The sequence below is a fragment of the Enterobacter sp. CRENT-193 genome, from assembly GCF_002787395.1.
In the GTDB taxonomy this organism is placed as follows: Bacteria; Pseudomonadota; Gammaproteobacteria; order Enterobacterales; family Enterobacteriaceae; genus Enterobacter; species Enterobacter hormaechei_C.
On record NZ_CP024812.1, the window covers coordinates 1167277 to 1193473 of the forward strand.

General features: G+C 57.3%; 18 protein-coding genes. 9 read left to right on the top strand and 9 right to left on the bottom strand.

The genetic code is table 11. The features are described 5' to 3' along the window. Positions 1 to 12: 12 nt before the first annotated feature. Genes glgC through glgP form a run of 3 tightly spaced genes read left to right on the top strand, consistent with a single transcriptional unit; the run spans position 13 to position 5207 of the window. Positions 13 to 1308 carry a glucose-1-phosphate adenylyltransferase gene (glgC, locus tag CU081_RS05680; RefSeq protein WP_003861582.1) on the top strand — a complete coding sequence of 432 codons (1296 nt, stop codon included), beginning with the start codon at positions 13 to 15 and terminating at the stop codon, positions 1306 to 1308. Then, complete coding sequence (gene glgA / locus CU081_RS05685) at positions 1308 to 2741, top strand: glycogen synthase GlgA (protein ID WP_003861584.1); 1434 nt, start codon at positions 1308 to 1310, stop codon at positions 2739 to 2741. The genes glgC and glgA overlap by 1 nt, the downstream gene beginning before the upstream one ends. An 18-nt stretch (positions 2742 to 2759) precedes the next feature. Then, positions 2760 to 5207, top strand: coding sequence for a glycogen phosphorylase (gene glgP / locus CU081_RS05690; protein WP_003861587.1), 2448 nt, complete (start codon positions 2760 to 2762; stop codon positions 5205 to 5207). A gap of 87 nt (positions 5208 to 5294) precedes the next feature. Here the strand turns inward: glgP and glpD are convergent, their stop codons facing one another. Next, positions 5295 to 6803: a glycerol-3-phosphate dehydrogenase gene (glpD, locus tag CU081_RS05695; protein WP_003861588.1), complete on the bottom strand. Its 1509-nt coding sequence runs from the start codon at positions 6801 to 6803 to the stop codon at positions 5295 to 5297. Positions 6804 to 7057: 254 nt separating this feature from the next. On the opposite strand from glpD, the gene glpE reads away from it, so the two are divergent. From glpE to CU081_RS05710, 3 genes are read left to right on the top strand one after another with little or no spacing between them, the layout of a single operon-like run. Continuing rightward, on the top strand, positions 7058 to 7390 hold the full coding sequence (glpE, locus tag CU081_RS05700) for a thiosulfate sulfurtransferase GlpE (protein ID WP_003861590.1): 333 nt from the start codon (positions 7058 to 7060) through the stop codon (positions 7388 to 7390). A 47-nt stretch (positions 7391 to 7437) separates the two neighbouring features. Further along, on the top strand, positions 7438 to 8268 hold the full coding sequence (glpG, locus tag CU081_RS05705) for a rhomboid family intramembrane serine protease GlpG (protein ID WP_003861592.1): 831 nt from the start codon (positions 7438 to 7440) through the stop codon (positions 8266 to 8268). Positions 8269 to 8284: 16 nt separating this feature from the next. Next, complete coding sequence (locus CU081_RS05710; protein WP_003861593.1) at positions 8285 to 9043, top strand: DeoR/GlpR family transcriptional regulator; 759 nt, start codon at positions 8285 to 8287, stop codon at positions 9041 to 9043. A 62-nt stretch (positions 9044 to 9105) separates the two neighbouring features. Here CU081_RS05710 and malT read toward each other — a convergent pair whose 3' ends face one another. Then, on the bottom strand, positions 9106 to 11811 hold the full coding sequence (gene malT / locus CU081_RS05715) for an HTH-type transcriptional regulator MalT (protein ID WP_003861595.1): 2706 nt from the start codon (positions 11809 to 11811) through the stop codon (positions 9106 to 9108). Positions 11812 to 12383: 572 nt separating this feature from the next. On the opposite strand from malT, the gene malP reads away from it, so the two are divergent. Together malP and malQ are read left to right on the top strand one after the other, a co-directional pair. Continuing rightward, positions 12384 to 14777 carry a maltodextrin phosphorylase gene (malP, locus tag CU081_RS05720; RefSeq protein WP_003861596.1) on the top strand — a complete coding sequence of 798 codons (2394 nt, stop codon included), beginning with the start codon at positions 12384 to 12386 and terminating at the stop codon, positions 14775 to 14777. 9 nt (positions 14778 to 14786) lie between these two features. Then, on the top strand, positions 14787 to 16868 hold the full coding sequence (gene malQ / locus CU081_RS05725) for a 4-alpha-glucanotransferase (RefSeq protein ID WP_003861598.1): 2082 nt from the start codon (positions 14787 to 14789) through the stop codon (positions 16866 to 16868). An 85-nt stretch (positions 16869 to 16953) separates the two neighbouring features. Here the strand turns inward: malQ and gntT are convergent, their stop codons facing one another. From gntT to gntX, 3 genes are all read right to left on the bottom strand, one after another. Beyond that, a complete protein-coding gene (gene gntT / locus CU081_RS05730; protein ID WP_003861600.1) occupies positions 16954 to 18270 on the bottom strand; it encodes a gluconate transporter in 1317 nt (438 codons plus the stop codon). A gap of 305 nt (positions 18271 to 18575) precedes the next feature. Then, a complete protein-coding gene (gene nfuA / locus CU081_RS05735) occupies positions 18576 to 19151 on the bottom strand; it encodes a Fe-S biogenesis protein NfuA (protein WP_003861601.1) in 576 nt (191 codons plus the stop codon). A gap of 61 nt (positions 19152 to 19212) precedes the next feature. Continuing rightward, a complete protein-coding gene (gene gntX / locus CU081_RS05740; RefSeq protein WP_003861603.1) occupies positions 19213 to 19893 on the bottom strand; it encodes a DNA utilization protein GntX in 681 nt (226 codons plus the stop codon). 36 nt (positions 19894 to 19929) lie between these two features. Between gntX and bioH the strand changes: the two genes are divergently transcribed. Further along, complete coding sequence (bioH, locus tag CU081_RS05745; RefSeq protein WP_003861604.1) at positions 19930 to 20712, top strand: pimeloyl-ACP methyl ester esterase BioH; 783 nt, start codon at positions 19930 to 19932, stop codon at positions 20710 to 20712. Here the strand turns inward: bioH and feoC are convergent. The 4 genes from feoC to CU081_RS05765 form a co-directional block, all read right to left on the bottom strand. Further along, a complete protein-coding gene (feoC, locus tag CU081_RS05750; RefSeq protein WP_003861607.1) occupies positions 20687 to 20923 on the bottom strand; it encodes a [Fe-S]-dependent transcriptional repressor FeoC in 237 nt (78 codons plus the stop codon). The genes bioH and feoC overlap by 26 nt on opposite strands. Before the next feature lie 10 nt (positions 20924 to 20933). Beyond that, positions 20934 to 23252 carry a Fe(2+) transporter permease subunit FeoB gene (gene feoB, locus CU081_RS05755; protein WP_003861609.1) on the bottom strand — a complete coding sequence of 773 codons (2319 nt, stop codon included), beginning with the start codon at positions 23250 to 23252 and terminating at the stop codon, positions 20934 to 20936. 30 nt (positions 23253 to 23282) lie between these two features. After that, positions 23283 to 23510: a ferrous iron transporter A gene (gene feoA, locus CU081_RS05760; protein WP_003861611.1), complete on the bottom strand. Its 228-nt coding sequence runs from the start codon at positions 23508 to 23510 to the stop codon at positions 23283 to 23285. 319 nt (positions 23511 to 23829) lie between these two features. Next, positions 23830 to 26160, bottom strand: a complete 2331-nt coding sequence (locus CU081_RS05765) for a Tex family protein (protein ID WP_022651955.1) — start codon at positions 26158 to 26160, stop codon at positions 23830 to 23832. Positions 26161 to 26197: the final 37 nt, after the last annotated feature.

The following is a 26197-nucleotide window of genomic DNA, read 5'->3' on the forward strand; positions in this document are numbered from 1 at the left end:
AAGGAGTTAGTCATGGTTAGATTAGAGAAGAACGATCCGTTAATGTTGGCGCGCCAGCTACCATTAAAAACAGTTGCCCTGATACTCGCGGGCGGGCGTGGTACCCGTCTGAAAGATTTGACCATCAAGCGCGCTAAACCGGCCGTTCACTTTGGTGGTAAGTTCCGTATTATCGATTTTGCACTGTCAAACTGCCTGAACTCAGGCATTCGCCGTATTGGCGTCATTACCCAATATCAGTCGCACACGCTGGTGCAGCACATTCAGCGCGGCTGGTCATTCTTCAGCGAAGAGATGAACGAGTTTGTCGATCTGCTCCCGGCGCAGCAGCGCGTTCACGGGGAGAACTGGTACCGCGGCACGGCGGATGCCGTGACCCAAAACCTCGACATCATTCGCCGCTACAACGCGGAATACATCGTTATCCTCGCCGGGGACCACATCTACAAGCAAGATTACTCCCACATGCTGATCGACCACGTCGAAAAAGGGGCGCGCTGCACCGTGGCGTGCCTGCCGGTGCCTGTTGCGGAAGCAACCGCGTTTGGCGTGATGCATGTAGATGGCGACGACAAGATTATCGACTTTGTCGAAAAACCGGCGAACCCGCCAACCATGCCGGGAGACGACACCAAATCGCTCGCCAGCATGGGGATCTATGTCTTTGACGCCGATTATCTTTATGAACTGCTGGAAGAGGACGACAAAGACGAGAACTCCAGTCACGACTTCGGCAAAGACATTATCCCGAAAATTACCAAAGCTGGCATGGCGTATGCACACCCCTTCCCGCTGTCCTGCGTGCAGTCCGATCCGAATGCGGAACCTTACTGGCGCGATGTGGGAACGCTGGAAGCGTACTGGAAAGCCAACCTCGATCTTGCGTCCGTCACGCCTGAGCTGGATATGTACGACCAGAACTGGCCGATTCGCACCCATATGGAATCGCTGCCGCCGGCGAAGTTCGTCCAGGACCGCTCCGGCAGCCACGGTATGACGCTCAACTCGCTGGTCTCTGGCGGGTGCATTATCTCCGGTTCGGTGGTGGTGCAGTCCGTGCTGTTCCCGCGCGTGCGTATAAACTCATTCTGTAATATCGATTCGGCAGTCCTGCTGCCGGATGTCTGGGTAGGGCGCTCATGTCGTCTGCGTCGCTGCGTTATCGACCGTGCCTGCGTCATTCCCGAAGGGATGGTGATTGGGGAAAACGCGGAAGAAGATGCGCGTCGTTTCTACCGTTCGGAAGAGGGGATCGTGTTAGTAACACGGGAAATGTTGCGGAAGCTGCAAATCAAACAGGAGCGATGATGCAGGTTTTACACGTATGTTCTGAGATGTTCCCGTTGTTAAAAACGGGCGGACTGGCGGATGTTCTTGGTGCACTACCGGCGGCGCAAATTGCCGGAGGGGTGGATACCCGCGTGTTGTTGCCCGCTTTTCCGGATATCCGGCGTGGTATTCCCGATGCAAAGGTTGTTACCCGTCGCGAGACCTTCGCGGGACGTATCACCCTGCTGTTTGGACATTACAATGGCACAGGGATTTACCTGATTGATGCCCCGCATTTATACGATCGACCCGGCAGCCCGTATCACGATACCAACCTGTACGCCTATACCGATAACGTGCTGCGCTTTGCCCTGCTCGGCTGGGTGGGGGCGGAGATGGCCGTCGGGCTGGATCCGTTCTGGCGTCCGAACGTGGTGCACGCGCACGACTGGCACGCGGGGCTGGCTCCTGCGTATCTGGCGGCGAAGGGGCACCCGGCCAAATCGGTGTTTACGGTGCACAACCTGGCGTATCAGGGCATGTATTACGCGCATCATATGAATGACATCGATCTGCCATGGTCGTTCTTTAACATGCACGGGCTGGAGTTTAACGGACAGATTTCGTTTCTGAAGGCGGGTCTGTACTACGCCGACCATATCACGGCGGTCAGCCCAACCTACGCGCGTGAAATTACCCAGCCGGAGTTCGGTTACGGTATGGAAGGGCTGCTGCAACAGCGCCACCGTGAAGGTCGTCTGTCGGGCATTCTGAACGGCGTAGATGAACAGATCTGGAATCCGGAAACGGACCTCCTGCTGGCGGCGCGCTATGGACGCGACTCCGTGGAGGACAAAGCGGAGAACAAGCGCCAGCTACAGATTGCGATGGGGCTGAAGGTCAACGACAAGGTACCGCTGTTTGCGGTGGTCAGCCGCCTGACCAGCCAGAAAGGGCTGGATCTGGTGCTGGAAGCGCTGCCGGGATTACTGGAGCAAGGTGGGCAACTGGCGCTGCTCGGCGCGGGCGACCCGGTATTGCAGGAAGGTTTCCTTGCGGCCGCGGCGGAACATCCGGGGCAGGTGGGCGTGCAGATTGGCTATCACGAAGCGTTCTCGCACCGCATCATGGGCGGCGCGGACGTGATTCTGGTGCCGAGCCGTTTCGAGCCCTGCGGCCTGACGCAGCTCTATGGTCTGAAATACGGTACGTTGCCGCTGGTACGCCGCACGGGCGGGCTGGCGGATACGGTGTCTGACAGCTCCCTGGAAAACCTGGCGGATGGTATCGCCAGCGGGTTTGTTTTCGAGGACAGTAATGCCTGGTCGCTGCTTCGGGCGATCCGGCGTGCTTTCGTCTTGTGGTCCCGTCCATCCCTGTGGCGTTACGTACAACGTCAGGCGATGTCCATGGACTTTGGCTGGCACGTTGCGGCGCAGTCCTACCGCGACCTTTATCAACGCTTGATGTAACGAGGCGAAGTTACTGATATGAATGCTCCATTTAGCTACTCTTCCCCCACGCTCAGCGTTGAGGCGTTGAAACACTCCATCGCCTATAAGCTGATGTTTACCATTGGGAAAGATCCCGTTATTGCCAACAAACATGAGTGGCTGAACGCCACGCTGTTTGCGGTGCGCGACCGTATGGTCGAACGCTGGCTGCGCTCCAACCGCGCCCAGCTTTCGCAGGAGACGCGACAGGTGTATTACCTGTCGATGGAGTTTCTGATTGGTCGCACCCTCTCCAATGCGCTGTTATCGCTCGGGATTTATGACGACGTCAAAAACGCACTGGAAGAGATGGGGCTGGATTTAGAAGAGCTGATTGACGAAGAGAACGACCCGGGGCTGGGTAACGGTGGTCTCGGGCGTCTTGCCGCCTGCTTCCTCGATTCACTGGCGACGCTGGCGCTGCCCGGGCGCGGCTACGGTATTCGCTACGACTACGGCATGTTCAAGCAGAACATCGTGGATGGCCGTCAGAAAGAGTCTCCGGACTACTGGCTGGAGTACGGTAACCCGTGGGAGTTCAAGCGCCACAACACGCGCTACAAGGTGCGTTTTGGCGGGCGTATTCAGCAGGAAGGTAAAAAATCCCGCTGGGTGGAAACCGAGGAGATCCTGGCCGTGGCCTATGACCAGATCATCCCCGGCTACGACACCGATGCGACCAATACGCTGCGCCTGTGGAACGCGCAGGCCAGTAGCGAGATCAACCTGGGTAAATTCAACCAGGGCGACTACTTCGCGGCGGTGGAAGATAAAAACCACTCTGAGAACGTGTCCCGCGTCCTGTATCCGGATGACTCGACCTACTCAGGCCGCGAGCTGCGCCTGCGTCAGGAGTATTTCCTCGTCTCGGCAACGATTCAGGATATCCTTAGCCGTCACTATCAGCTGCACAAAACCTATGCGAATCTGGCGGAAAAAACCGCTATTCACCTCAACGATACCCATCCGGTGCTGTCGATCCCTGAGCTGATGCGCCTGCTGATTGACGAGCATAAGTTCAGCTGGGATGACGCGTTTGAAGTAACCTGCCAGGTGTTCTCGTACACCAACCATACGCTGATGAGTGAAGCGCTGGAGACGTGGCCGGTGGATATGCTCGGCAAAATTCTGCCGCGCCATCTGCAAATCATCTTCGAGATCAACGACTACTTCCTCAAGACCTTGCAGGAGCAGTACCCGAACGATACCGGTCTGCTGAGCCGCGCCTCGATCATTGATGAATCCAACGGGCGTCGTGTACGCATGGCCTGGCTGGCGGTGGTGATCAGCCACAAGGTCAACGGCGTATCAGAGCTGCATTCGAACCTGATGGTGCAGTCGCTGTTTGCGGACTTCGCGAAGATCTTCCCGACGCGTTTCTGCAACGTGACCAACGGCGTCACCCCGCGCCGCTGGCTGGCGCTGGCGAACCAGCCGCTCTCCGACGTTCTGGATGAGAACATTGGCCGCACCTGGCGCACCGATTTGAGCCAGCTGAGCGAGCTTGAGCAGCACATCGATTTCCCGACGGTGAACAAAGCGGTACGGGAAGCCAAGCTGCTGAACAAGAAGCGTCTGGCGGTCTGGCTGGCGATGCATCTGAACGTGGTGGCGAACCCGAAAGCGCTGTTCGACGTGCAGATCAAACGTATCCACGAGTACAAGCGTCAGCTGATGAATGTCCTGCACGTCATTACCCACTACAACCGCATTAAGGCTGACTCGACGGCGGAGTGGGTGCCGCGTGTGAAAATCTTTGCCGGTAAGGCGGCCTCCGCGTATTACATGGCGAAGCACATCATTCATCTCATCAACGATGTGGCGAAGGTGGTGAACCACGATCCGGACATTGGCGATAAGCTGAAGGTAGTGTTTATCCCGAACTACAGCGTAAGCCTGGCGCAGCTGATTATTCCGGCGGCGGATCTCTCTGAGCAGATTTCCACGGCGGGGACGGAAGCATCCGGCACCAGCAACATGAAGTTTGCCCTGAACGGCGCGCTGACTATTGGCACGCTGGACGGCGCAAATGTCGAAATGCTGGAGCATGTGGGCGCGGAGAATATCTTTATCTTCGGGAATACGGCGGAAGAGGTGGAGGCGCTGCGCAAGCAGGGCTACTCGCCGCGTGAGTATTATGAAGAGGATGAAGAGTTACGCCAGGTGCTGACGCAAATCGCCACCGGAGTGTTTAACCCTGAGGAGCCTGGACGCTATCGTGACCTGGTGGACTCGCTGATTAACTTTGGCGATCACTATCAGGTGCTGGCGGATTACCGCAGCTACGTGGATTGTCAGGATAAGGTGGACGAACTGTACCGTCAGCAGGAGAAGTGGACCAGCACCGCGATGCATAACATCGCCAACATGGGCTACTTCTCGTCAGACAGGACCATCAAAGAGTATGCCGAGAATATCTGGCATATTGATCCGGTGCGGTTGTAAAAACAAAGCCCGGTGGCGCTGCGCTTACCGGGCCTACGGGATCGAGTAGGCCGGGTAAGGCGGAGCCGACACCCGGCTTTTTTTCAATTACGACGCCAGCGACAATTCACGCTTTCCCGCATGTTGCGCCAGCCACTGCGCCACGCGAGACTGCTGCTCGGCATTCAGCCACATCCCTTGTTTAGTACGACGCCAGATGGCATCGTCCAGACGGCGCACCCACTCGTGTTCCACCAGGTAGCGCAGCTCGGCTTCGTATAGCTCATGGCCAAAATGCTCGCCCAGATCGGCAATCTCTTTCGCGTCGCCGAGGAACAGTTCGGTGTTGCTGCCGTAGGTGCGGGCGTAGTGGCGCGCCATGCCTTCGGTAATGAACGGGAAGCGGCGACGCAGCTTCGCGGCGTAATCGTCGCGGTTATCGCCGATATCGCCGCCAGGCAGCACGGCGCCTTTCGTCCACGCCGGGCCGATGCCTTTGTAATACGGTGCCAGTTTCTCCAGCGCGTGCTCCGCCAGTTTACGGTAGGTGGTGAGCTTACCGCCAAACACGGAGAGCAGCGGCGCCTGACCGTCAACGTCGTGAATATCAAGCGTATAGTCACGGGTGATGGCCTGCGGTGAGTCAGACTCGTCATCACACAGCGGACGCACGCCGGAGTAGGTCCAGACCACGTCATCGCGCGCCAGCTGTTTCTTAAAGTGCGCGTTGTACACTTTCAACAGGTAGCTGACTTCACTCTCGTCGATCTCAACGTTTTTCGGATCGCCTTTGTACTCCACGTCGGTGGTGCCGATGATGGAGAACTCGTCCATCCACGGGATCACAAACACAATGCGCTTGTCTTCATTTTGCAGGATATAAGCCTGTTTCTGGGTATGCACGCGCGGCACCACGATGTGGCTGCCCTTAATCAGGCGGATGCCGTACGGTGAAGGCAGGTGCATGCCGTCGTCGAAGAACTGTTTCACCCACGGGCCGGTGGCATTCACCAGGCCGCGCGCTTTCCAGCTAAACTTCTCGCCGGTATCCACGTCTTCCGCTTCCACAATCCACAGGCCGTTTTCGCGGCGTGCGGCGGTGGCGCGGGTGCGGGTTTTCACCTCGCCGCCTTTCTTCTCGACCATCTGCGCGTTAGCCAGTACCAGACGCGCATCGTCCACCCAGCAGTCGGAATATTCGAAACCGCGCACGATTTCAGGCTTAAGGACCGATTCTGAGCCAAAACGCAAACCGGTTGAACCCGGCAGGCTGGTGCGTTTACCCAGATGATCGTACATAAACAGACCGATGCGGATCATCCACGCCGGACGCAGATGCGGGCGATGGGGCAGGCGGAAGCGCATCGGGATCGCCAGATGCGGGGCCATTTTCAGCAGCACTTCGCGTTCGGCCAGCGCTTCGCTGACCAGGCGGAATTCGTAGTGTTCCAGGTAGCGCAGGCCACCGTGGATCAGCTTGGAGCTGGCGGACGACGTCGCGCAGGCGAGATCGTTAGCTTCCAGCATCAGCACGGATAAACCGCGTCCTGCGGCATCAACCGCAATACCGGCACCGTTGATGCCACCGCCTATCACAATCAGATCTTTGGTTTCCATAACACCCTCATGCACTTTCGTTAAAGCTCAAAAATGTTCGATATCGCTCATAATAGCAAAGGAACGCGCTTTTGGTAACATCAAAAAAACAATTTAGAGTGATATGGATAACATAATGGCGTTTACCCGCCGCCAGGACGTACACTACGGGGTAAAATCGTGCGGTCTGATGCTCTCACCCCAGCCCTCTCCCACGGGGAGAGGGTAGGGTGAGGGGAAAACCGCACCACACCTGAATATAAGATGAGAACACCATGGATCAGTTTGAATGTATTAACGTAGAAGAAGCCCACCAGAAGATGCACCAGGGAAAAGCGGTGCTGGTGGATATCCGCGATCCGCAGAGCTTTGCGATGGGCCACACGCCGGGCGCGTTCCATCTCACCAACGACACGCTGGGCGCGTTTATGCGCGATAACGACTTCGATACCCCGGTGATGGTGATGTGCTATCACGGCAACAGCAGTAAAGGCGCGGCGCAGTATCTGCTCCAGCAGGGTTACGAGGCGGTATACAGCGTCGATGGCGGCTTCGATGCCTGGCATCGTCATTTCCCGGCAGAAGTTGAATACGCGTTTGAGCGCTGATCCCGCTATACTGTCCCCTTTTGTGTGGAAATAAGCGACCGCTGCCCATGTTGATGATCACCTCTTTTAGCAACCCGCGCGTCGCCCAGGCGTTTGTCGACTATATGGCGACGCAGGGCATTATCCTGACTATTCAGCAGCATACACAGACGGATGTCTGGCTGGCAGACGAAAGCCAGGCTGGGCGCGTGAACGCCGAGCTGGCGCGTTTCCTGGAAAACCCGGGCGACCCGCGTTATCTGGCGGCAAGCTGGCAATCCGGCCAGACCGGCAGTGGCCTGCACTATCAACGTTTTCCGTTTCTCGCCACCCTCCGCGAGCGCGCAGGACCGTTTACGCTGCTTTTGATGGTAGCCTGCATCATCGTCTTCATTATTATGAGCGTGGTGGGTGACCAGAGCGTGATGATTGCCCTCGCATGGCCGTACGATCCCTCCCTGCAATTTGACGTCTGGCGCTACTTCACGCATGCGCTGATGCACTTCTCGGTGATGCATATCCTTTTTAACCTGCTGTGGTGGTGGTATCTCGGCGGGGCGGTGGAGAAGCGGCTCGGCAGCGGCAAGCTGATTGTGATCACCCTTATCAGCGCCCTGTTAAGCGGCTACGTGCAGCATAAATTCAGCGGTCCATGGTTCGGCGGGTTATCCGGCGTGGTGTACGCCCTGATGGGTTACGCCTGGCTCAGAGGCGAGCGCGACCCGGATAGCGGCATCTATTTACAACGTGGATTAATAACCTTTGCGTTAATATGGCTTATTGCCGGATGGTTTGATCTGTTTGGTATGTCTATCGCCAATGGTGCGCACGTTACCGGCCTGGCGGTCGGGCTGGCGATGGCGCTGGCCGATACGCTCCATGCGCGAAAGCGAACATAATTCCCAGGGATATTTCATGAAACAAACACAACGTCATGACGCCATTATCGAACTGGTAAAAAAACAGGGATACGTCAGTACTGAAGAGCTGGTGGAGCAGTTTGCCGTTAGCCCGCAAACCATCCGTCGTGACCTCAACGACCTGGCCGATCAGAACCGTATTCTGCGTCACCACGGCGGTGCCGCGCTGCCGTCCAGCTCGGTGAACACCTCATGGCATGACCGTAAGGCGACGCAAACGGCAGAGAAAGAGCGTATCGCCCGTAAAGTGGCGAGCCAGATCCCGAACGGCGCGACGCTGTTTATTGATATCGGCACCACGCCGGAAGCGGTCGCCCATGCGCTGCTGAACCACGAGAACCTCCGCGTGGTGACCAACAACCTGAACGTGGCCAACACGTTGATGCAGAAAGACGATTTCCGCATCATCCTCGCGGGCGGCGAACTGCGCAGCCGCGACGGGGGCATTATCGGCGAAGCGACGCTCGATTTTATCTCTCAGTTTCGCCTCGATTTCGGCATTCTGGGGATCAGCGGCATCGACACCGACGGCTCGCTGCTGGAGTTTGATTACCACGAGGTGCGCACCAAGCGCGCGATCATTGAAAACTCACGTCATGTGATGCTGGTGGTGGATCATTCCAAGTTTGGTCGTAACGCGATGGTGAACATGGGCAGCATCAGCATGGTGGATGCGGTTTATACTGATGTGATGCCACCGGCGGGCGTGATGCAGGTGATTAAAGATAATAATTTGCAGTTAGAGTTATGTTGAGAAGCCATTCTCCCTCTCCCTGTGGGAGAGGGCCGGGGTGAGGGCATCAGACCGCAGAGGATTTACACTCCGTACCCCATCATCTTCAACAGCTGCTGCGCATGCTGCACCGCATCCTGACGGTGCGCCACGCCCAGCTTCTGATACAGATTGCGAATGTGCGTTTTGATGGTGGTCGCCGCCACCGCCAGCTCACCGGCAATCTGCTCGTTGCTGTAGCCTGAATAGATCAGCCCCAGCACCTGCCATTCACGCTGGGTGAGCGGGCTGGTACGGATAAGCTCCGGCACTTCCGGATGGTTCAGCAGACGTTCAACAAAGTTCTCATCGAAGTGCGCAAACTTGTGGCGATGATGCTGGTTAATCTCGCGCAGAATGCGCTGGGCGCGATGCTGATCGAGTTCCGGCAGCGTGTTGAGTTGAATCAGCTGGCGCAGCTGCTGGGCCATCACTTCACCCTCAATTACAAAGTGGCTGATAAACCCGGTGCGGTTCGCCAGCTGCAACGCTTCCAGCAGTACGCGCTGGGCATCGTTTTTACGTCCTGCCTGCCAGTAAAGCTGGTTTAACAGCAGCAGGTTGCGGTTTAAATCGCTCATCAGGCGCAGGCTGCGGGCGTTTTCGTTTAACTCTTCCAGCACGATCTCGGCAGGCTCAAAGTCACCCAGCAGGATCTGCACGCGGGCAATATTGCGCCACTGGCTTTGCAGGAAGTGGTTATTGGCAAATTCCGGTTTAGGCGTGTGACGCAGCCAGTTGGCGGCGGACTTTTTATCGCCGGTCATCTGCCAGTAAATCACCCTGACCTTATCGGCGTTGGAGACCCAGTCGCTATGGTACTGTCCGTTGCCGAGCAGATTTTCCAGGCGGTTAAGGTGGTTACGGGCATTATCCAGGTCGCCGCGTGCCAGCGAGCACTGCACCAGCAGAGCCAGACACTGGAGCTGCTGCTGCGGCTGGAAGCTCGAAAGGACATTCAGACCCTGGCGGGCGCAGCTTTCTGCTTCATCCAGACGCGACCATGCCCACAGCAGCTGAGCGCGAATACGCAACAGGAACTCGTGCATCGGCAGCTGTTCCAGATGTTGTTCACGGATCAGCTGGAACGCTTTCTCCTGGTTTTCCCAGGCTGCTTGCAGAAACCCCTGAGCAAATAAAATCTCGCTTTGCTGGATCAGGCTCCACAGGGCGTAATGCCAGACATCGTGGCGGCGCGCCATCTGTTCGGTTTGCTGCATGAGTGAAAGCGAACGCGTGAGATCGCCCTTACAGTGCAGCACTTCGCCGTGTACCGAGGTGGCCACAATACGGCTGTAAAAATTCGCCAGCGGCAGCTCATCCAGCGCGACCATCGCCAGCCGTTCAGCTTCATCCGGGTCCCCGTCGTTAATCGCCACCTGTGCGCGCAGGGCGTTAAATTCGCCGTGCAGGGTGGTATCCATCTCGCTTTCCATCTCCTGCTCGGCGCGCGCCAGCAGGGTGTTCACTTCGCTGTAGCGATGCTGGCTCTGCATCAGCCAGGCCTGGAGCAGCACCAGACGCGGATTCTCCAGCAGGCTTTCCCACGGCAGCGCTTTTAACGACTCTTCCAGCAGCGTCAGTTCGCTGTGGTTGAACAGTCCCCACGCGTGGTTGAGCAGAATATCGCGCAGCATACCGGCATCCCCGGCGGCCAGCGCATGGTGGATAGCCTCGCTCGGGAAACCTTGCGCCATCCAGCTTTCGGCGGCGGCGCGGTGAATGTCAGGCAGCTCTGCGGCCAGTTCCCACTGGCAACGCTGGCGCAGGAAGCTGCCAAACAGCGGATGGTAGCTAAACCATTCGCCGTGATCGTCCATACGCGTCAGGAACAGACCCTGACGTTCAATCTCTTCGAGCTGGAGCTGCCCGTTTTCAATACCGGTGACGCGCACAATCAGCGCGTCGTTCATGGAGCGCAGCAGGGAGCTTTTCAGCAGGAAATGGCGGGTGGAGAGGTCAACGCTGTCGAGTACCTCATCCACCAGATAATCCGACAGGTGGCTGGCGTTGATGCCCGCCAGGCGGCGTGCGGACTGATGCGTCGGGCTGTTGTTTTGCCGCGCGGAGAGGGCAATCAGCTGAAGCGCCGTGGCCCAGCCGGCAACGTCATCGCACAGGCGGCTGCTTTCAGACGCCTCAATCGGAGACGTCAGACGGCAGTCAAAGAACTGCTTCGCTTCCTGATGGGTAAAGGCCAGCTGCTGACTGCCGATTTCCAGAAGCTGATCGCGCACCCGCAGGTTGGCAATGCCCAACTGCGGAAGGTTACGCGACAGGACAACCAGCGTCAGGTTTTCCGGCTGATGGCGCAGGAAGAAACGCATGGACTCGTGAATAACCGGGTTGGTGATCAGATGATAATCATCAATCACCACATACAGCGGGCGATGCCATTCGGCCAGCTCGATAAACAGCTGGGAGAAAAGAGAGGACAGGCTGGCGTACTGGCGCTTTTGCACCATCACCTCGCTGGTGACGCAGTGTCCGTTGGTCGCCTGCTGAATCGCGGCAATTAAATAGCTGGCAAAACGCTCCTGCTGGTTATCACCTTCATCCAGGGAGTACCAGCCAAGATCGCTTTTACCTGCCGCCCATTGCGAAATGAGCGTTGTTTTTCCATAACCCGCAGGACTCGTAACCAGCGCCAGTCGGAAATTATGCGCACCGGAAAGTTTAGCCAGCAGGCGCTCGCGGACCACAGTATGGTCAAGACGAACCGGGCGACTTAATTTGGACGGAATCAACATAGTTTTCACTTCACTGTGGGGAACGAGAGAATTTATTTTTTTTGCGCTTCGTAATTAATATCTATAAGTTCGGCCAATAGAGGAACTATTGCAAGTTATGTCTGGGTTTGGAGGCTCTGAATTTGCACTCTGTCACAAAACATTCTCATCACTGATGGAACTTTCCGTAAATGGCTGGATGCCGCGCTGCTTCTGGCTTGTCTGCATGACGCTCGGTTGCGCTGAAACTGGTTTCAGAAAGAGATAATGACGGTGAAGTTAATTAACTTTGGGGAAAGTTGCATGGGCTTAATAGTGGTGCTGAATAATCCCGACGCGCGGAAATATTATTCTACGTAAGTAATCATTTCAGCGATGATTAATTTCTTCCGAAACTGCATTTCATTTCTTTGACGTTCTTCCGGGATCGCTTTTTCCGCGAAGCGCACACTTACACAGTGGCCTCGATCACACTTTTATGCTCATCCCCGCTACTCCTCCCTGCCTAATCCCCGACAGGAGGAGGAAGAGGCGCAATGAGCCAGGCACACTAGCGCCAAATGTGTTTTCTCTCTACAGGATGCCGATTCCCTATGTCACAGCCTACTTTCAACAAAGCTCAATTTCAGGCTGCCCTGACGCGTCAGTGGCAGCGTTTTGGCCTTCATGCTGCAAACGAGATGACGCCTCACCAGTGGTGGCAGGCGGTGAGCGGGGCGCTCGCAGAACAGCTGGACGCTCAGCCTGTGGCGAAGCCTGTGAAAGGCCAGCGTCACGTCAACTACATTTCGATGGAGTTCCTGATTGGCCGTCTGACGGGTAACAATCTGCTGAACCTTGGCTGGTATCAGGAGGTCGGTGACGTGCTGAAAGAACACGACATCAACCTGACCGATCTGCTGGAAGAAGAGGTTGACCCGGCGCTGGGTAACGGCGGTCTGGGACGTCTGGCAGCCTGCTTCCTGGATTCCATGGCAACGGTGGGCCAGTCGGCGATTGGCTATGGCCTGAACTATCAGTACGGCCTGTTCCGTCAGTCATTTGCCGACGGCCATCAGATGGAAGCGCCGGACGACTGGCACCGCAATACCTATCCGTGGTTCCGCCACAACGCGCAGCTGGATGTGCAGGTCGGGATTGGCGGGAAAGTCACGAAGCAGGGACTCTGGGAACCGGCGTTCACCATTACCGGTGAAGCCTGGGACCTGCCGGTACTCGGCTACCGTAACGGCGTGGCGCAGCCGCTGCGTCTGTGGCAGGCGAAGCACGCGCATCCGTTTAACCTGACCAAATTCAACGACGGTGACTTCCTGCGCGCCGAGCAGCAGGGGATCGACGCCGAGAAGCTGACTAAAGTCCTCTATCCGAACGATAATCATCTGGCGGGTAAAAAGCTGCGTCTGATGCAGCAGTACTTCCAGTGCGCCTGCTCCGTGGCGGACATTCTGCGTCGACACCACCTGGCGGGCCGCAAGCTGGCTCAACTGCCGGACTTCGAAGTTATTCAGCTTAACGACACGCATCCGACCATTGCCATCCCGGAACTGCTGCGCGTGCTGATCGACGAGCATCAGCTGAGCTGGGACGACGCCTGGGCCATCACCAGCCGCACCTTCGCCTACACCAACCACACCCTGATGCCGGAAGCGCTGGAGTGCTGGGATGAGAAGCTGGTGAAAACGCTGCTGCCGCGCCATATGCAGATCATCAATAAGATTAACGACCAGTTCAAAACGCTGGTGGAGAAAACCTGGCCGGGCGACAAAGCCGTCTGGGCGAAGCTGGCGGTGGTGCACGACAAACAGGTGCGTATGGCGAACATGTGCGTGGTCAGCGGCTTTGCGGTGAACGGCGTGGCGGCGCTGCACTCGGATCTGGTGGTCAAAGATCTGTTCCCGGAATATCACCAGCTGTGGCCGACCAAGTTCCACAACGTGACCAACGGCATCACGCCGCGTCGCTGGATCAAGCAGTGCAACCCGCTGCTGGCCGGCCTGCTGGACAAAACCCTGAAGAAAGAGTGGGCCAACGACCTGGACCAGCTCATCAACCTGGAAAAACAGGCCGACAACGCGAAGTTCCGCGAGCAGTACCGCGCCATTAAGCTGGAGAACAAGGTTCGTCTGGCTGAGTTCGTGAAAATGCGCACCGGGATTGAGATCAACCCGAATGCGATTTTCGATATCCAGATCAAACGTCTGCACGAGTACAAACGTCAGCACCTGAACCTGCTGCACATTCTGGCGCTGTATAAAGAGATCCGCGAGAATCCACAGGCCGACCGCGTTCCGCGCGTGTTCCTGTTCGGTGCGAAAGCGGCGCCGGGCTACTACCTGGCGAAAAACATTATCCTCGCCATTAATAAAGTGGCGGCGGCGATCAACAACGATCCGAAAGTGGGCGATAAGCTGAAGGTGGTGTTCCTGCCGGACTACTGCGTTTCTGCGGCTGAAATGCTGATCCCGGCGGCGGATATTTCCGAGCAGATCTCTACCGCCGGTAAAGAAGCGTCCGGTACCGGCAACATGAAGCTGGCCCTGAACGGTGCGCTGACCGTCGGCACGCTGGACGGTGCGAACGTCGAAATTGCCGAGAAGGTCGGCGAAGAGAACATCTTTATCTTCGGCCATACTGTTGAAGAAGTGAAAGCCATCAAAGCCAAAGGGTACGACCCGGTGAAATGGCGTAAAAAAGATAAAGTGCTGGATGCGGTGCTCAAAGAGCTGGAAAGCGGGAAGTACAGCGACGGCGACAAGCACGCGTTTGACCAGATGCTGCACAGCATGGACAAACAGGGCGGCGACCCGTACCTGGTGATGGCGGACTTCACGGCCTACGTTGAAGCGCAAAAACAGGTCGACGTGCTGTATCGCGACCAGGAAGCGTGGACCCGCGCGTGTATCCTGAACACCGCGCGCTGCGGTATGTTCAGCTCTGACCGCTCAATCCGTGATTATCAGGCTCGTATCTGGCAGGCAAAACGCTAAGGAAGCGCGATGGAGAGTAAACGTCTGGACAGTGCCGCGCAGGCGGCGGGAATTAGCCTCAGTTACATCAATGCGCACGGCAAACCGCAGTCTATTGGTGCGGACACCAAAAGACGTTTGCTGGATGCCATGCACAAAACCGACGCGAAAGCGTCGGGTGCGCCGGTGCCGAACGTGAAGGTCTTTACCGCGGGCAAAAAGATGCCGCTGGCGGTGGAAGGGCGCGGCGAGTTCAGCTGGCTGCTCACCACCGAAGAGGGGCATCAGCACAAAGGCCATGCCACAGGCGGCAAAACCCTTAACCTTCCGGCGAAGCTGCCGGAGGGCTACCACACGCTTACGCTTACCCGGGACGACCAGCGTTTTCACTGTCGGGTGATCGTGGCGCCAAAGCGTTGCTATGAGCCGCAGGCGCTGCTTGAAGGCAAAAAGCTGTGGGGCGCCTGCGTGCAGCTCTATACCCTGCGTTCGGACAGCAACTGGGGCATTGGCGATTTTGGCGACCTGAAAAAGATGCTGGCATCCGTGGGCGAGCGCGGCGGCGCGTTCATCGGCCTCAACCCGATCCACGCCCTCTATCCGGCCAACCCGGAAAGCGCCAGCCCGTACAGCCCGTCGTCCCGTCGCTGGCTGAACGTCATTTATATCGACGTTAACGCGTTAGACGATTTCAAAAACAGCAAAGAGGCGCAGGCGTGGTGGAAGCTTGAGACCACCCAACAGATGCTGAAACAGGCCCGCGATGCGGACTGGGTCGATTATGCCTCCGTGACCGCGCTGAAAATGGCGGCGCTGCGTCTGGCATGGAAGGGCTTTGCGAAGCGTGACGACGAGCAGATGGCAGCCTTCCGCCAGTTTGTGATGCAGGAAGGCGAGAGCCTTTACTGGCAGGCAGCGTTTGATGCGTTGCATGCGTATCAGGTCCAGGAGGATGAGATGCGCTGGGGCTGGCCGGTGTGGCCGGAAGCGTATCAGTCCGTGGATACCCCGGAAGTGAAGGCGTTCTGTGAGATGCATGCCGACGAGGTGGATTTCTATCTCTGGTTGCAGTGGCTGGCGTACAGCCAGTTTGCCGCCTGCTGGCAGGTGAGCCAGGGCTATAACATGCCGATCGGGCTGTATCGCGATCTGGCCGTCGGCGTGGCGGAAGGCGGGGCGGAAACCTGGTGTGACCGCGAGCTTTACTGTCTGAAAGCCTCCGTCGGTGCGCCGCCGGATATTCTGGGCCCGCTTGGTCAGAACTGGGGCTTACCGCCAATGGATCCGCACGTGATGGCGACGCGTGCCTACGAGCCGTTTATCGACCTGCTGCGCGCTAACATGCAGAACTGCGGCGCGTTGCGTATCGACCACGTGATGTCCGTGCTGCGCCTGTGGTGGATCCCGTACGGTGAAACGGCTGACCACGGGGCGTACGTGCAATATCCGGTGGACGATTTGCTCTCAATCCTCGCGCTGGAGAGTAAACGTCATCAGTGCATGGTGATTGGCGAAGATCTCGGAACCGTGCCGGTGGAAATTGTCAGTAAGCTCCGCGACAGCGGCGTCTACTCCTACAAAGTGCTGTATTTTGAAAACGACCATGAGAAAACCTTCCGCGCGCCGAAAGCGTACCCTGAACAGTCAATGGCAGTCGCGACGACGCATGATCTTCCTACGCTCAGAGGCTACTGGGAAAGCGGCGACCTGACGCTCGGCAAAACGTTAGGTCTCTACCCGAATGAAGAGGTTCTGCGCGGGCTATATCAGGATCGCGAGCTGGCGAAGCAGGGGCTGCTGGACGCGCTGCATAAACATGGTTGTCTGCCGAAGCGCGCCGGGCATAAGGCGTCGCTGATGTCGATGACGCCAACGCTTAATCGTGGCTTACAGCGCTATATTGCCGACAGCAACAGCGCATTGCTCGGTCTGCAACCGGAAGACTGGATTGATATGGCGGAGCCGGTAAACATCCCCGGCACCAGCTATCAATACAAAAACTGGCGACGCAAACTGTCCACAACGCTTGAAGCGATGTTCGCCGATGACGGGGTGAACAGGTTGATTAAGGATTTGGACAAGCGCAGAAGAGCGGTGGGTAATAAGCGGTAGTTTCACCCTCACCCTAACCCTCTCCCAGAGGGAGAGGGAATAGAATGTAGGCCGGGTAAGCGTCAGCGCTACCCGGCTTTTTACATCAAACCACCATATTCAACAGCAGCACCCCGACCAGACCGCACACCGAAATAATGGTTTCCAGCGCGGACCAGGACTTGATGGTTTCACCGATGGTCAGGTTGAAGTACTCCTTGAACAGCCAGAAGCCCGGATCGTTCACGTGGGAGAAAATCACGCTGCCCGAACCGACCGCGATAACCATCAGTTCAGGGCTGACGCCCGTCGTGGCAATCAGCGGTGCCACGATGCCGCCTGCGGTAATCGCCGCAACGGTCGCAGAGCCCAGCGCAATACGCAGAACGGCGGCGATAGACCACGCCATCAGCAGCGGCGATACGTTGGTTTCATGCATCATGGCAGCGATGTATTTATCCACGCCGCTGTCGACCAGCACCTGCTTGAACGCGCCGCCGCCGCCGATGATCAGCAGCATCATGGCGATGATTTTGATGGAAGAGGTCAGCGTATCGTTGATCTGATCCATGGAGCGACCGCGGTTAAGACCGAAGGTAAACATCGCAATCAATACCGCAATCAGCGTTGCCATTACCGGGTCGCCCAGGAACTCCGCAACGGACAGGAACGCGTGACCTTTCGGCAGAACCATCTCTGCTATGGCACGCATCGCCATCAGGATCACCGGTACCAGTGAGGTCCAGACGCTGACGCCAAAGCCTGGCATCTCTTCTTCAGTAAAGGTTTTGGCGCTGTACAGCCCTTCCGGGATAGGCTTATCGATGCCTTTCAGGAAGCGCGCATACACCGGGCCTGCCAGAATCACCGTCGGGATCGCCAGAATCGTACCGAACAGCAGGGTTTTACCCATATCGGCGTGGAAGATGGTGGCGATAGCCGTTGGACCCGGGTGCGGCGGCAGGAAACCGTGGGTGACGGACAGCGCCGCAGCCATCGGCACACCCACGAACAGCAGTGGGATGTTGGCGGCAGCGGCGATGGTGAACACCAGCGGCAGCATCAGAACGAAGCCCACTTCATAGAACAGTGCGAAACCGACGGTAAAACCGGTTAACACCACCGCCCACTGGATGTGCTGCTTGCCAAATTTATCGATAAGGGTAGTGGCAATACGCTGCGCGCCACCGCAGTCCGCGAGCATTTTACCGAGCATGGCGCCGAAGCCCATGATCAGCGCCAGGCTGCCGAGCGTACCGCCGACACCGGCTTTAATGGAGCTGATAACTTTAACCAGCGGCATTCCCTGCATCAGACCGACTGCAAGTGCCACCAGAACCAGAGCGATAAATCCGTTCATTTTGAAGCGGATCATCAAGAGCAGTAATAACACAACACCGATAGCGACGATGACTAATGGCATGATTGACCTGGCCTTTGAATTGTTATGGGTAACGTCATTGTTTCAACGACAAATTCCGGTTGTCCCAACTGGGAACAGAGTGTTAACGGCACTCATACTGATGCCTGCGAAAACGTTAAGTTTAGTCGGCTGTTATAAGGGTGTTGAGTGCCCACGAGAATGATACGGGTAACATGATGTGATTGAGAATCACCCAGGGAGGCAAAATTTGAATTATGAGACGCAGGTCAACATATAGAGGGGGAGGCAAGAAAATGTAGGCCCGGTAAGCGCAGCGCCACCGGGCAATACAGACGGGCACTGAATCAGTAGTAGGAGTGCTCGCCGCGCTGGTGCTCTGTCAGATCGCGCACGCCTTTCAGTTCCGGGAATTCGTTCAACAGCTGCTTCTCGATCCCTTCTTTCAGGGTTACATCGACCATGGAGCAGCCGTTACAGCCGCCGCCGAATTGCAGGATTGCCAGACCATCTTCGGTGATTTCCATCAGGGAAACACGTCCCCCGTGGCCGGCCAGCTGCGGGTTGATCTGCGATTGCAGCAGATATTCCACACGCTCCATCAGCGGGGCATCGTCAGAGACTTTACGCATTTTCGCGTTCGGTGCCTTCAGCGTCAGCTGAGAACCCAGCTGGTCGGTGACGAAATCAATCTCCGCATCTTCAAGATACGGCGCGCTCAGCTCATCAACGTACGCGGTGAGCTGTTCAAATTTAAGGGCAGTGTCAGTTGCTTCCACGGCATCCGGAGGACAATAAGAGACACCACATTCTGCATTCGGAGTGCCTGGATTGATCACAAACACGCGGATCTGCGTCCCTTCTTCCTGATTTGCCAGCAGTTTGGCAAAGTGCGCTTGTGCAGAATCGGAAATACGGATCATAGCTTTGGCCTAATAGTTGACTAAATTACCTGGGTATAATCATACGCCCATTGAAGAAGGGCTACAAGGTACGGCACAGACACCATACCTGAACTGACGCGGCGCCGCTTTGCAAAAGCAGTCGGGAAAGTTCAGCCACGGTACTGCCCGTGGTGACGACATCATCCACAATCGCGATATGGAGACCGTTGACCGGCAATTCAAGGCGAAAGGCGTTTTTCAGGTTCCTTTTGCGCGACCGGGCGTTGAGCCGGTGCTGAACGGCAGTGGCATGAGTACGTTTCAGCGCAGAGGCTGGGTACCGGCAACCCAGCCAGTGGGCGAGCGGACGACACAGCAGGTCGCTTTGATTGTATCCCCGCCGCCAGTGGCGGCGCTGAAACAGTGGCACGTTCACGAGCGTGTCGACCGGCGGCAGTCCTCGCGTTCTTCGCGCCTGCAATACCGCCAGTAATAACAGGCGTGCCAGCGGCTGCGCCAGCGCGATCTGGCTGGAAAATTTGAACTGATGAACCAGACGACTCAGCGGCAATACATAATCATCCACCGCCACCAGCGCGCTCCACGGCGGCGCTTTTTTCAGGCATCGGCCGCAGGGAAGCGTCTGGCTGACGGCAGGCAAGCCGCATTGCGGACAGCCCTTCAGGTAACCCAGCGCTCGCGTGCAAACGGAACAGACGCCCCACGCGCTCATCGCAAGTGGCATTCGGCATAGCCAGCACAAGCCGGGCACTGTTAGCATACGCAACCTCCATGTGAAAAAAGAGAACGTTAACTGATGAAGACGCTGTGGTGGCAGACCGTTGGGACGGGAAATTGTCATCTTGTGCTGCTGCACGGATGGGGACTGAACGCCGAAGTGTGGCGTTGCATAAGTGAGGAACTGGCCTCGCAATTCACGGTACACCTGGTGGATCTACCGGGCTATGGCCGTAGCCACGGCTATGGCGCGATGACGCTTGACGACATGGCGGAGCAGGTTCTGGAAGCGGCGCCGCAAAAAGCCGTCTGGCTCGGCTGGAGCCTGGGCGGGCTGGTGGTAAGCCAGATTGCGCTGCGCCATCCTGAGCGGGTCCAGGCGCTGATCACCGTTGCCTCATCACCCTGTTTCAGCGCCCGCGAGGCGTGGCCGGGCATTAAACCCGAGGTGCTGGCCGGGTTCCAGCATCAGCTGAGCGAAGACTTCCAGCGGACGGTGGAGCGTTTTCTGGCGCTACAAACCATGGGAACAGAAACCGCCCGTCAGGACGCACGGACGCTGAAGCAGACGGTGCTTTCTCTGCCGATGCCGGAGGTTGAGGTGCTGAACGGTGGACTGGAGATCCTGAAAACGGCCGATCTGCGCGAGCCGCTGGCGTCGTTAACGGTGCCGCATCTGCGTATTTATGGCTATCTGGATGGACTGGTTCCGCGCAAGGTGGTTCCGCTGCTGGATGCGCTGTGGCCGGAGAGTAAATCAATGGTGGTTGCCAAAGCGGCACATGCGCCGTTCATCTCTCATCCTGCTGAGTTTTGTTCGGCGCTGTCCGGTTTTATCAGCGAAGCGTCCACCACTCCCTGAGACAGGCTTTACCTTCAGGACAACTCTTGCAACTGCCGGACAGACAACCGTCCGGCTCTTCCTGAATGCGCACGGCTTTCCCCATCGCCTCCAGGCTTTCCAGCATGGCATCGATCATCGGCTGCGGCGTATGCAGGCTGAGGCTGAGCTGCTTCGCCTCCATTCGTCCCTGTAACGCCAGTAAGTCACGAACCTGAATCAACGATGCCATCTTTTTCCCCTCAGTGACAGTCGCCTGCTGGGCTGTTACAGCAGGTCGTTGGGGTTTTGCGCGTTGCCAGCAGGTTAACGTCAACGCGGCTACGCGCCCGGCGCAGCAGGCCAATCACCATTACGTTAAACAGGATCACCGCGAGGATACAGACCAGGCTGTAGCGCGGATGCTGGCTGTAATTGACGGCCTGATAAAACACGGTCGCCAGCGAGTAGGCAATGTTCAGCCCCCACAGAATGGAGAAGCCCATCCAGCCGCGGCTGGACTCACGGGCAATGGCGCCCATGACCGAGATGCATGGAATATAGAGCAGGACGAAGATCAGGTAGCTGTAGGCCGCCGACGCGCTGCCAAATTTCTGGCCCATCACGCCCATTGCTCCGGTCGCCATTTCGCCGTCGCCTTTGCTGGCTTCAATCGGGTTCGCCAGTACGCTCAGGCTGAAGGTGTCTTTGAGGCTCTGCCAGGTCTCTTCCACCGCGCCAAGCAGTTCATCGCCGAGGTTGAACGCTGCCGGATTAAACTCCTCTTCCTGGATGTTTTCCGCGGTGTAAAGCGTGTTCAGGGTACCGACAACTACCTCTTTTGCCATCGCGCCGGTGAACAGGCCCACGGTTGCCTGCCAGTTGTCTTCCTGAACGCCAATCGGTTTGAAGACCGGCGTAATGATCCGGCTGACGGAGGCCAGGGCAGAGTCATTAATGTTGTCCGCGGCCTGGCCGCTCAGGGTGAAGCTGTTCAGGGCGCTCAGGAAAATGCTGACCACCACAATCACCTTACCGGCGCGCAGAACGAAGCCCTTCAGGCGCTGCCATGTCTGAATAATCAGGCTTTTCAGATGCGGAACGTGATAAACCGGCAGTTCCATCACGAACGGCGACGCTTCGCCACGCATGATGGTGTGCTTCAGCATCAGGCCGGTGAGAATAGCCATCACGATACCCAGCACATACAGGGAGAAGACGGCCAGCGCCCCTTCCTGACCAAAGAACGCCGCGGCAAAGACCGCGAAGATCGCCAGACGCGCGCCACAGGACATGAACGGCGCCATCATGATGGTCATCAGGCGTTCGCGCGGGGCATCCAGCGTACGCGCGCCCATGACTGACGGCACGTTACAGCCAAAACCGACAATTAGCGGCACGAACGATTTGCCCGGCAGCCCCAGCGCCTGCATCAGGCGGTCCATTACGAAGGCCGCGCGCGCCATGTAGCCGGAATCCTCAAGGAAGGAGAGGAACAGGTACATCATGCCGATCTGCGGCACCAGCGGCAGGACGGTATTAATCCCGCCGCCGATCCCCTGCGCAAGGAAGATGGTCAACCATTCCGGGAAGTGGAGGGTGTAGCCCAGCCACTGAATACCGTGCACGAAGATAGCGACAGAGCCGCCATCAAAGATAGGTTGTAATGCACCGCCGATGTTAATGGCGAGCAGGAACATCACGTACATCACCAGTAAAAAGATCGGCAAACCGAGGAAGCGGTTGAGCACAATCTTATCCACGGCGGCGGTGAAGCGGCTGGGTTCAGCGGTTAATGCATTGCTGACCACGTCACAGATAGCGGCGATAGCCTGATAGCGCGCATCCGCAATATGCAGAGCGGGATCGTCCAGCTCGTCGCTCAGGCGAGCCTGCGCGACGCCCAGCTTATCAGCCGCATCGCCTGCGTAGGCGCGGCTGTAGATATCGCCTTCCAGCATTTGCAGGCCAAGCCACAGACGTTGTCTGGCGGGCATGCTGTTGTCCATCTCCTGCGCCAGTTGCCCGGCTTCGCGCAGCAGCGGCTGGGCGTAGTGGACCAGTTCGACGTCGGCATTGCCCGTGTGGCGGTCAATCGCCAGCTTCAGGGCGTCAATGCCGCGCGCGCGGGTAGAAACCAGCGGAACCACCGGGCAGCCCAGACGGGCGGAGAGGGCGTCGACGTCGATGCGCAGCTTTTGCTTCTCGGCGATGTCGAGCATGTTAAGCGCTACGATGCAGGGAATACCCAGCTCCAGCAGTTGTAACGTGAGATACAGATTTCGTTCGAGATTGGAGGCATCCACCACATTGATGAGCAGATCCGCGTCGCCGCTCAGAATATAGTGGCAGGCAATTTGCTCATCGAGTGAGGTCTGGGATGAAATCGTGGTGAGTGAATAGGTCCCCGGTAAATCAACCAGCGTGACCTGATTATCTGTTGTAGTGAACTGGCCCTCTTTGCGTTCCACCGTCACGCCTGCCCAATTTCCCACACGCTGGCGTGCGCCGGTTAACTGATTAAATAAGGTTGTCTTGCCGGAATTAGGATTGCCAATTAAGCCAATAGTTAATTTTTTCATTGTAATAGACTCACTGAAACCGCTGGCTTGTTAACGGGATAAAGATTCAACTTCAATTAATGCGAGGTCTTTTTTACGCAGAACCAGATTAACGCGTCGGGTTTCGATATGAACAGGATCGCCCAACGGCGCAACGCGCACCACCTGGAACGATGAGCCGGGTAGCATGCCCAGGGACAGCAGCTTCTGCCGATAGGCCGGGCTTATCTCACGGGTAAAACCGATAATTTTCCACGCACTGTCTGGAGTGAATTGCATAGCGCCTGATTCCACGAGAGGTTAAATAATCTACACTGCGATGATAATGAGAATAGTTTTTATCAGCAATAATAAAAATGTGACGGGATGTTGTTAATCGTATTAATTTGCGGTCTGCTTGACCTTGCTCAATATTTGCGAAATTGAGGTGAAAATAAAAAGAAGGCTATTTGTTAATGAGGTGATAATTCGTGGTTTAAATATGGATACAACTTATTTATTTTAATTCCCTGCGGCCTGCTTGCCGGGCGGCACTGCGTTTGCCCGGCCTACAAAACCGTAGGCCCGGTAAGCGTCGCGCCACCGGGCATTTACAGTATTAGCGTTTCTTACCCATCGCCGCTGCCAGCGCATCCATCATCGCGCTGTTGCCTGCTGGCTGTGCGTCACGTCCGCGTGGCTTCGCGGCTTTCGCTGCCGGACGCTGCTGTTCACGGCCACCGCCATTACCGCCACGGCGCGCGTTAGTGTCGCCCGGCTGCTCGTCCAGACGCATGGTCAGGGCAATACGCTTGCGCTGGAGATCCACTTCCAGCACTTTCACCTTCACGATGTCGCCCGCTTTGACCACGGTGTGCGGATCTTCAACGAACTTGTCGGCGAGGGAAGAGATATGCACCAGACCGTCCTGATGCACGCCGATATCCACAAACGCGCCAAAGTTGGTGACGTTGGTTACCGCCCCCTCCAGCACCATGCCCGGCAGCAGGTCGTTCATGGTTTCCACGCCGTCAGCAAAGGTCGCGGTTTTAAACTCAGGACGCGGATCGCGGCCCGGTTTTTCCAGCTCTTTGATGATGTCAGTGACCGTCGGCACACCGAACTGTTCGTCGGTGAAATCCACCGCTTTCAGGTTACGCAGCGCGCTGCTGTCGCCCATCAGGTCTTTAAGCGCCTGCTGAGTCGCGGCCAGGATGCGCTCAACAACAGGGTACGCTTCCGGGTGAACGGTAGAGGCATCCAGCGGGTTATCGCCGTGGTTGATGCGCAGGAAGCCCGCGCACTGCTCAAATGCTTTCGGCCCCAGACGGCTCACCTTCAGCAGCTGCTGGCGGTTCTGGAACTGACCGTTCTCATCACGCCAGGCGACGATATTCTGTGCCATCATACGGGTCAGGCCCGCCACGCGGGTCAGCAGGGGAACGGAAGCGGTGTTCAGGTCCACGCCGACGGCGTTAACACAGTCTTCCACTACCGCATCCAGCTTGCGCGCCAGCTGCGTCTGGCTCACGTCGTGCTGATACTGGCCCACACCGATGGATTTCGGGTCGATCTTCACCAGCTCCGCCAGCGGATCCTGCAAACGACGGGCGATAGAGACCGCGCCGCGCAGGGAAACGTCCAGATCCGGGAACTCCTGCGCTGCCAGCTCAGAGGCGGAGTAGACTGATGCCCCCGCTTCGCTGACGATCACTTTCTGCGCCGTCACTTTCGGGAACTGCTTCTGCACGTCGAGATAGAAACGTTCGGTTTCGCGGGACGCCGTACCGTTACCGATGGCAACCAGCTCAACGTTGTACTTCTCGCACAGCGCGGCGACGACGACAGCCGCTTTCGCTGCCTGACCGGTGTGCGGGTAAATGGTGTCGGTGGCAACGAGCTTGCCGGTGCCGTCAACCACGGCCACCTTCACGCCGGTACGCAGACCCGGATCGAGACCCATGGTGGCGCGCAGGCCAGCTGGCGCAGCCATCAGCAGGTCGTGCAGGTTACGGGCGAAGACGTTGATCGCTTCGTCTTCGGCGCGCTCGCGCACGGTGCCCATCAGCTCGGTTTCGAGGTGCATCAGCACCTTGATGCGCCAGGTCCAGCTCACCACGCCTTTGCGCCAGCTGTCCGCCGGGGCGTTGTTCAGGCGCAGGCCCAGATGATCCATAATGATCTGCTCGCAGTGGCTCTCTTTTGGCGGCTCGTCAAACTGCGGATCGGCATTCAGGGAGAGTTGCAGCACGCCTTCGTTACGGCCGCGGAACATCGCCAGCGCGCGGTGAGACGGCGCGGTAGAAATGGGTTCGTGGTGATCGAAATAGTCGCGGAATTTCGCGCCTTCTTCCTCTTTGCCGGACACCACGGTGGAGACGATATGCGCGTTCTTCCACAGGTAATCACGCACTTTGGCCAGCAGCGCCGCGTCTTCGGCGAAGCGCTCCATCAGAATATAGCGAGCACCGTCCAGCGCGGCTTTGGTGTCTGCTACGCTTTTATCGGCGTCGATAAACTTGGCGGCTTCGGTTTCCGGATCGTGAGACGGCTCGTTCCACAGCAGATCGGCCAGTGGCTCAAGGCCGGCTTCGATCGCAATCTGCCCGCGCGTGCGGCGCTTCGGTTTGTACGGCAGATAGAGGTCTTCGAGTTCGGTTTTACTCAGGGTACCGTTAATGGCTTTTTCCAGGTCACTGGTCAGCTTGCCCTGCTCGCCGATAGATTTGAGGATCGCCTGACGTCGGTCTTCCAGCTCGCGCAGATAGCCCAGACGGGTCTCCAGGTTTCGCAGCTGCGTGTCATCCAGACCGCCGGTGACTTCCTTACGATAACGTGCAATAAACGGCACGGTGTTCCCTTCATCAAGCAGGCGAACGGCAGCTTCTACCTGTTCGGCTCTGGCCTGAAGTTCACCCGCAATAATGCGGCAGAGCGACTCTTTCATCATGGTCAGTTCATCTTGTGGATCGAAAATCAGGGGGATA

Excerpts from the sequence above, each read along its gene's own strand:
- feoA (WP_003861611.1), bottom strand. The coding sequence starts at position 23,510 with ATGCAATTCACTCCAGACAGTGCGTGGAAAATTATCGGTTTTACCCGT.
- glpD (WP_003861588.1), bottom strand. The coding sequence starts at position 6,803 with ATGGAAACCAAAGATCTGATTGTGATAGGCGGTGGCATCAACGGTGCC.
- gntT (WP_003861600.1), bottom strand. The coding sequence starts at position 18,270 with ATGCCATTAGTCATCGTCGCTATCGGTGTTGTGTTATTACTGCTCTTG.
- feoB (WP_003861609.1), bottom strand. The coding sequence starts at position 23,252 with ATGAAAAAATTAACTATTGGCTTAATTGGCAATCCTAATTCCGGCAAG.
- nfuA (WP_003861601.1), bottom strand. The coding sequence starts at position 19,151 with ATGATCCGTATTTCCGATTCTGCACAAGCGCACTTTGCCAAACTGCTG.
- CU081_RS05765 (WP_022651955.1), bottom strand. The coding sequence starts at position 26,160 with ATGATGAAAGAGTCGCTCTGCCGCATTATTGCGGGTGAACTTCAGGCC.
- malT (WP_003861595.1), bottom strand. The coding sequence starts at position 11,811 with ATGTTGATTCCGTCCAAATTAAGTCGCCCGGTTCGTCTTGACCATACT.
- glgC (WP_003861582.1), top strand. The coding sequence starts at position 13 with ATGGTTAGATTAGAGAAGAACGATCCGTTAATGTTGGCGCGCCAGCTA.
- glgA (WP_003861584.1), top strand. The coding sequence starts at position 1,308 with ATGCAGGTTTTACACGTATGTTCTGAGATGTTCCCGTTGTTAAAAACG.
- gntX (WP_003861603.1), bottom strand. The coding sequence starts at position 19,893 with ATGCTAACAGTGCCCGGCTTGTGCTGGCTATGCCGAATGCCACTTGCG.
- malP (WP_003861596.1), top strand. The coding sequence starts at position 12,384 with ATGTCACAGCCTACTTTCAACAAAGCTCAATTTCAGGCTGCCCTGACG.
- bioH (WP_003861604.1), top strand. The coding sequence starts at position 19,930 with ATGAAGACGCTGTGGTGGCAGACCGTTGGGACGGGAAATTGTCATCTT.
- CU081_RS05710 (WP_003861593.1), top strand. The coding sequence starts at position 8,285 with ATGAAACAAACACAACGTCATGACGCCATTATCGAACTGGTAAAAAAA.
- glpG (WP_003861592.1), top strand. The coding sequence starts at position 7,438 with ATGTTGATGATCACCTCTTTTAGCAACCCGCGCGTCGCCCAGGCGTTT.
- malQ (WP_003861598.1), top strand. The coding sequence starts at position 14,787 with ATGGAGAGTAAACGTCTGGACAGTGCCGCGCAGGCGGCGGGAATTAGC.
- glpE (WP_003861590.1), top strand. The coding sequence starts at position 7,058 with ATGGATCAGTTTGAATGTATTAACGTAGAAGAAGCCCACCAGAAGATG.
- glgP (WP_003861587.1), top strand. The coding sequence starts at position 2,760 with ATGAATGCTCCATTTAGCTACTCTTCCCCCACGCTCAGCGTTGAGGCG.
- feoC (WP_003861607.1), bottom strand. The coding sequence starts at position 20,923 with ATGGCATCGTTGATTCAGGTTCGTGACTTACTGGCGTTACAGGGACGA.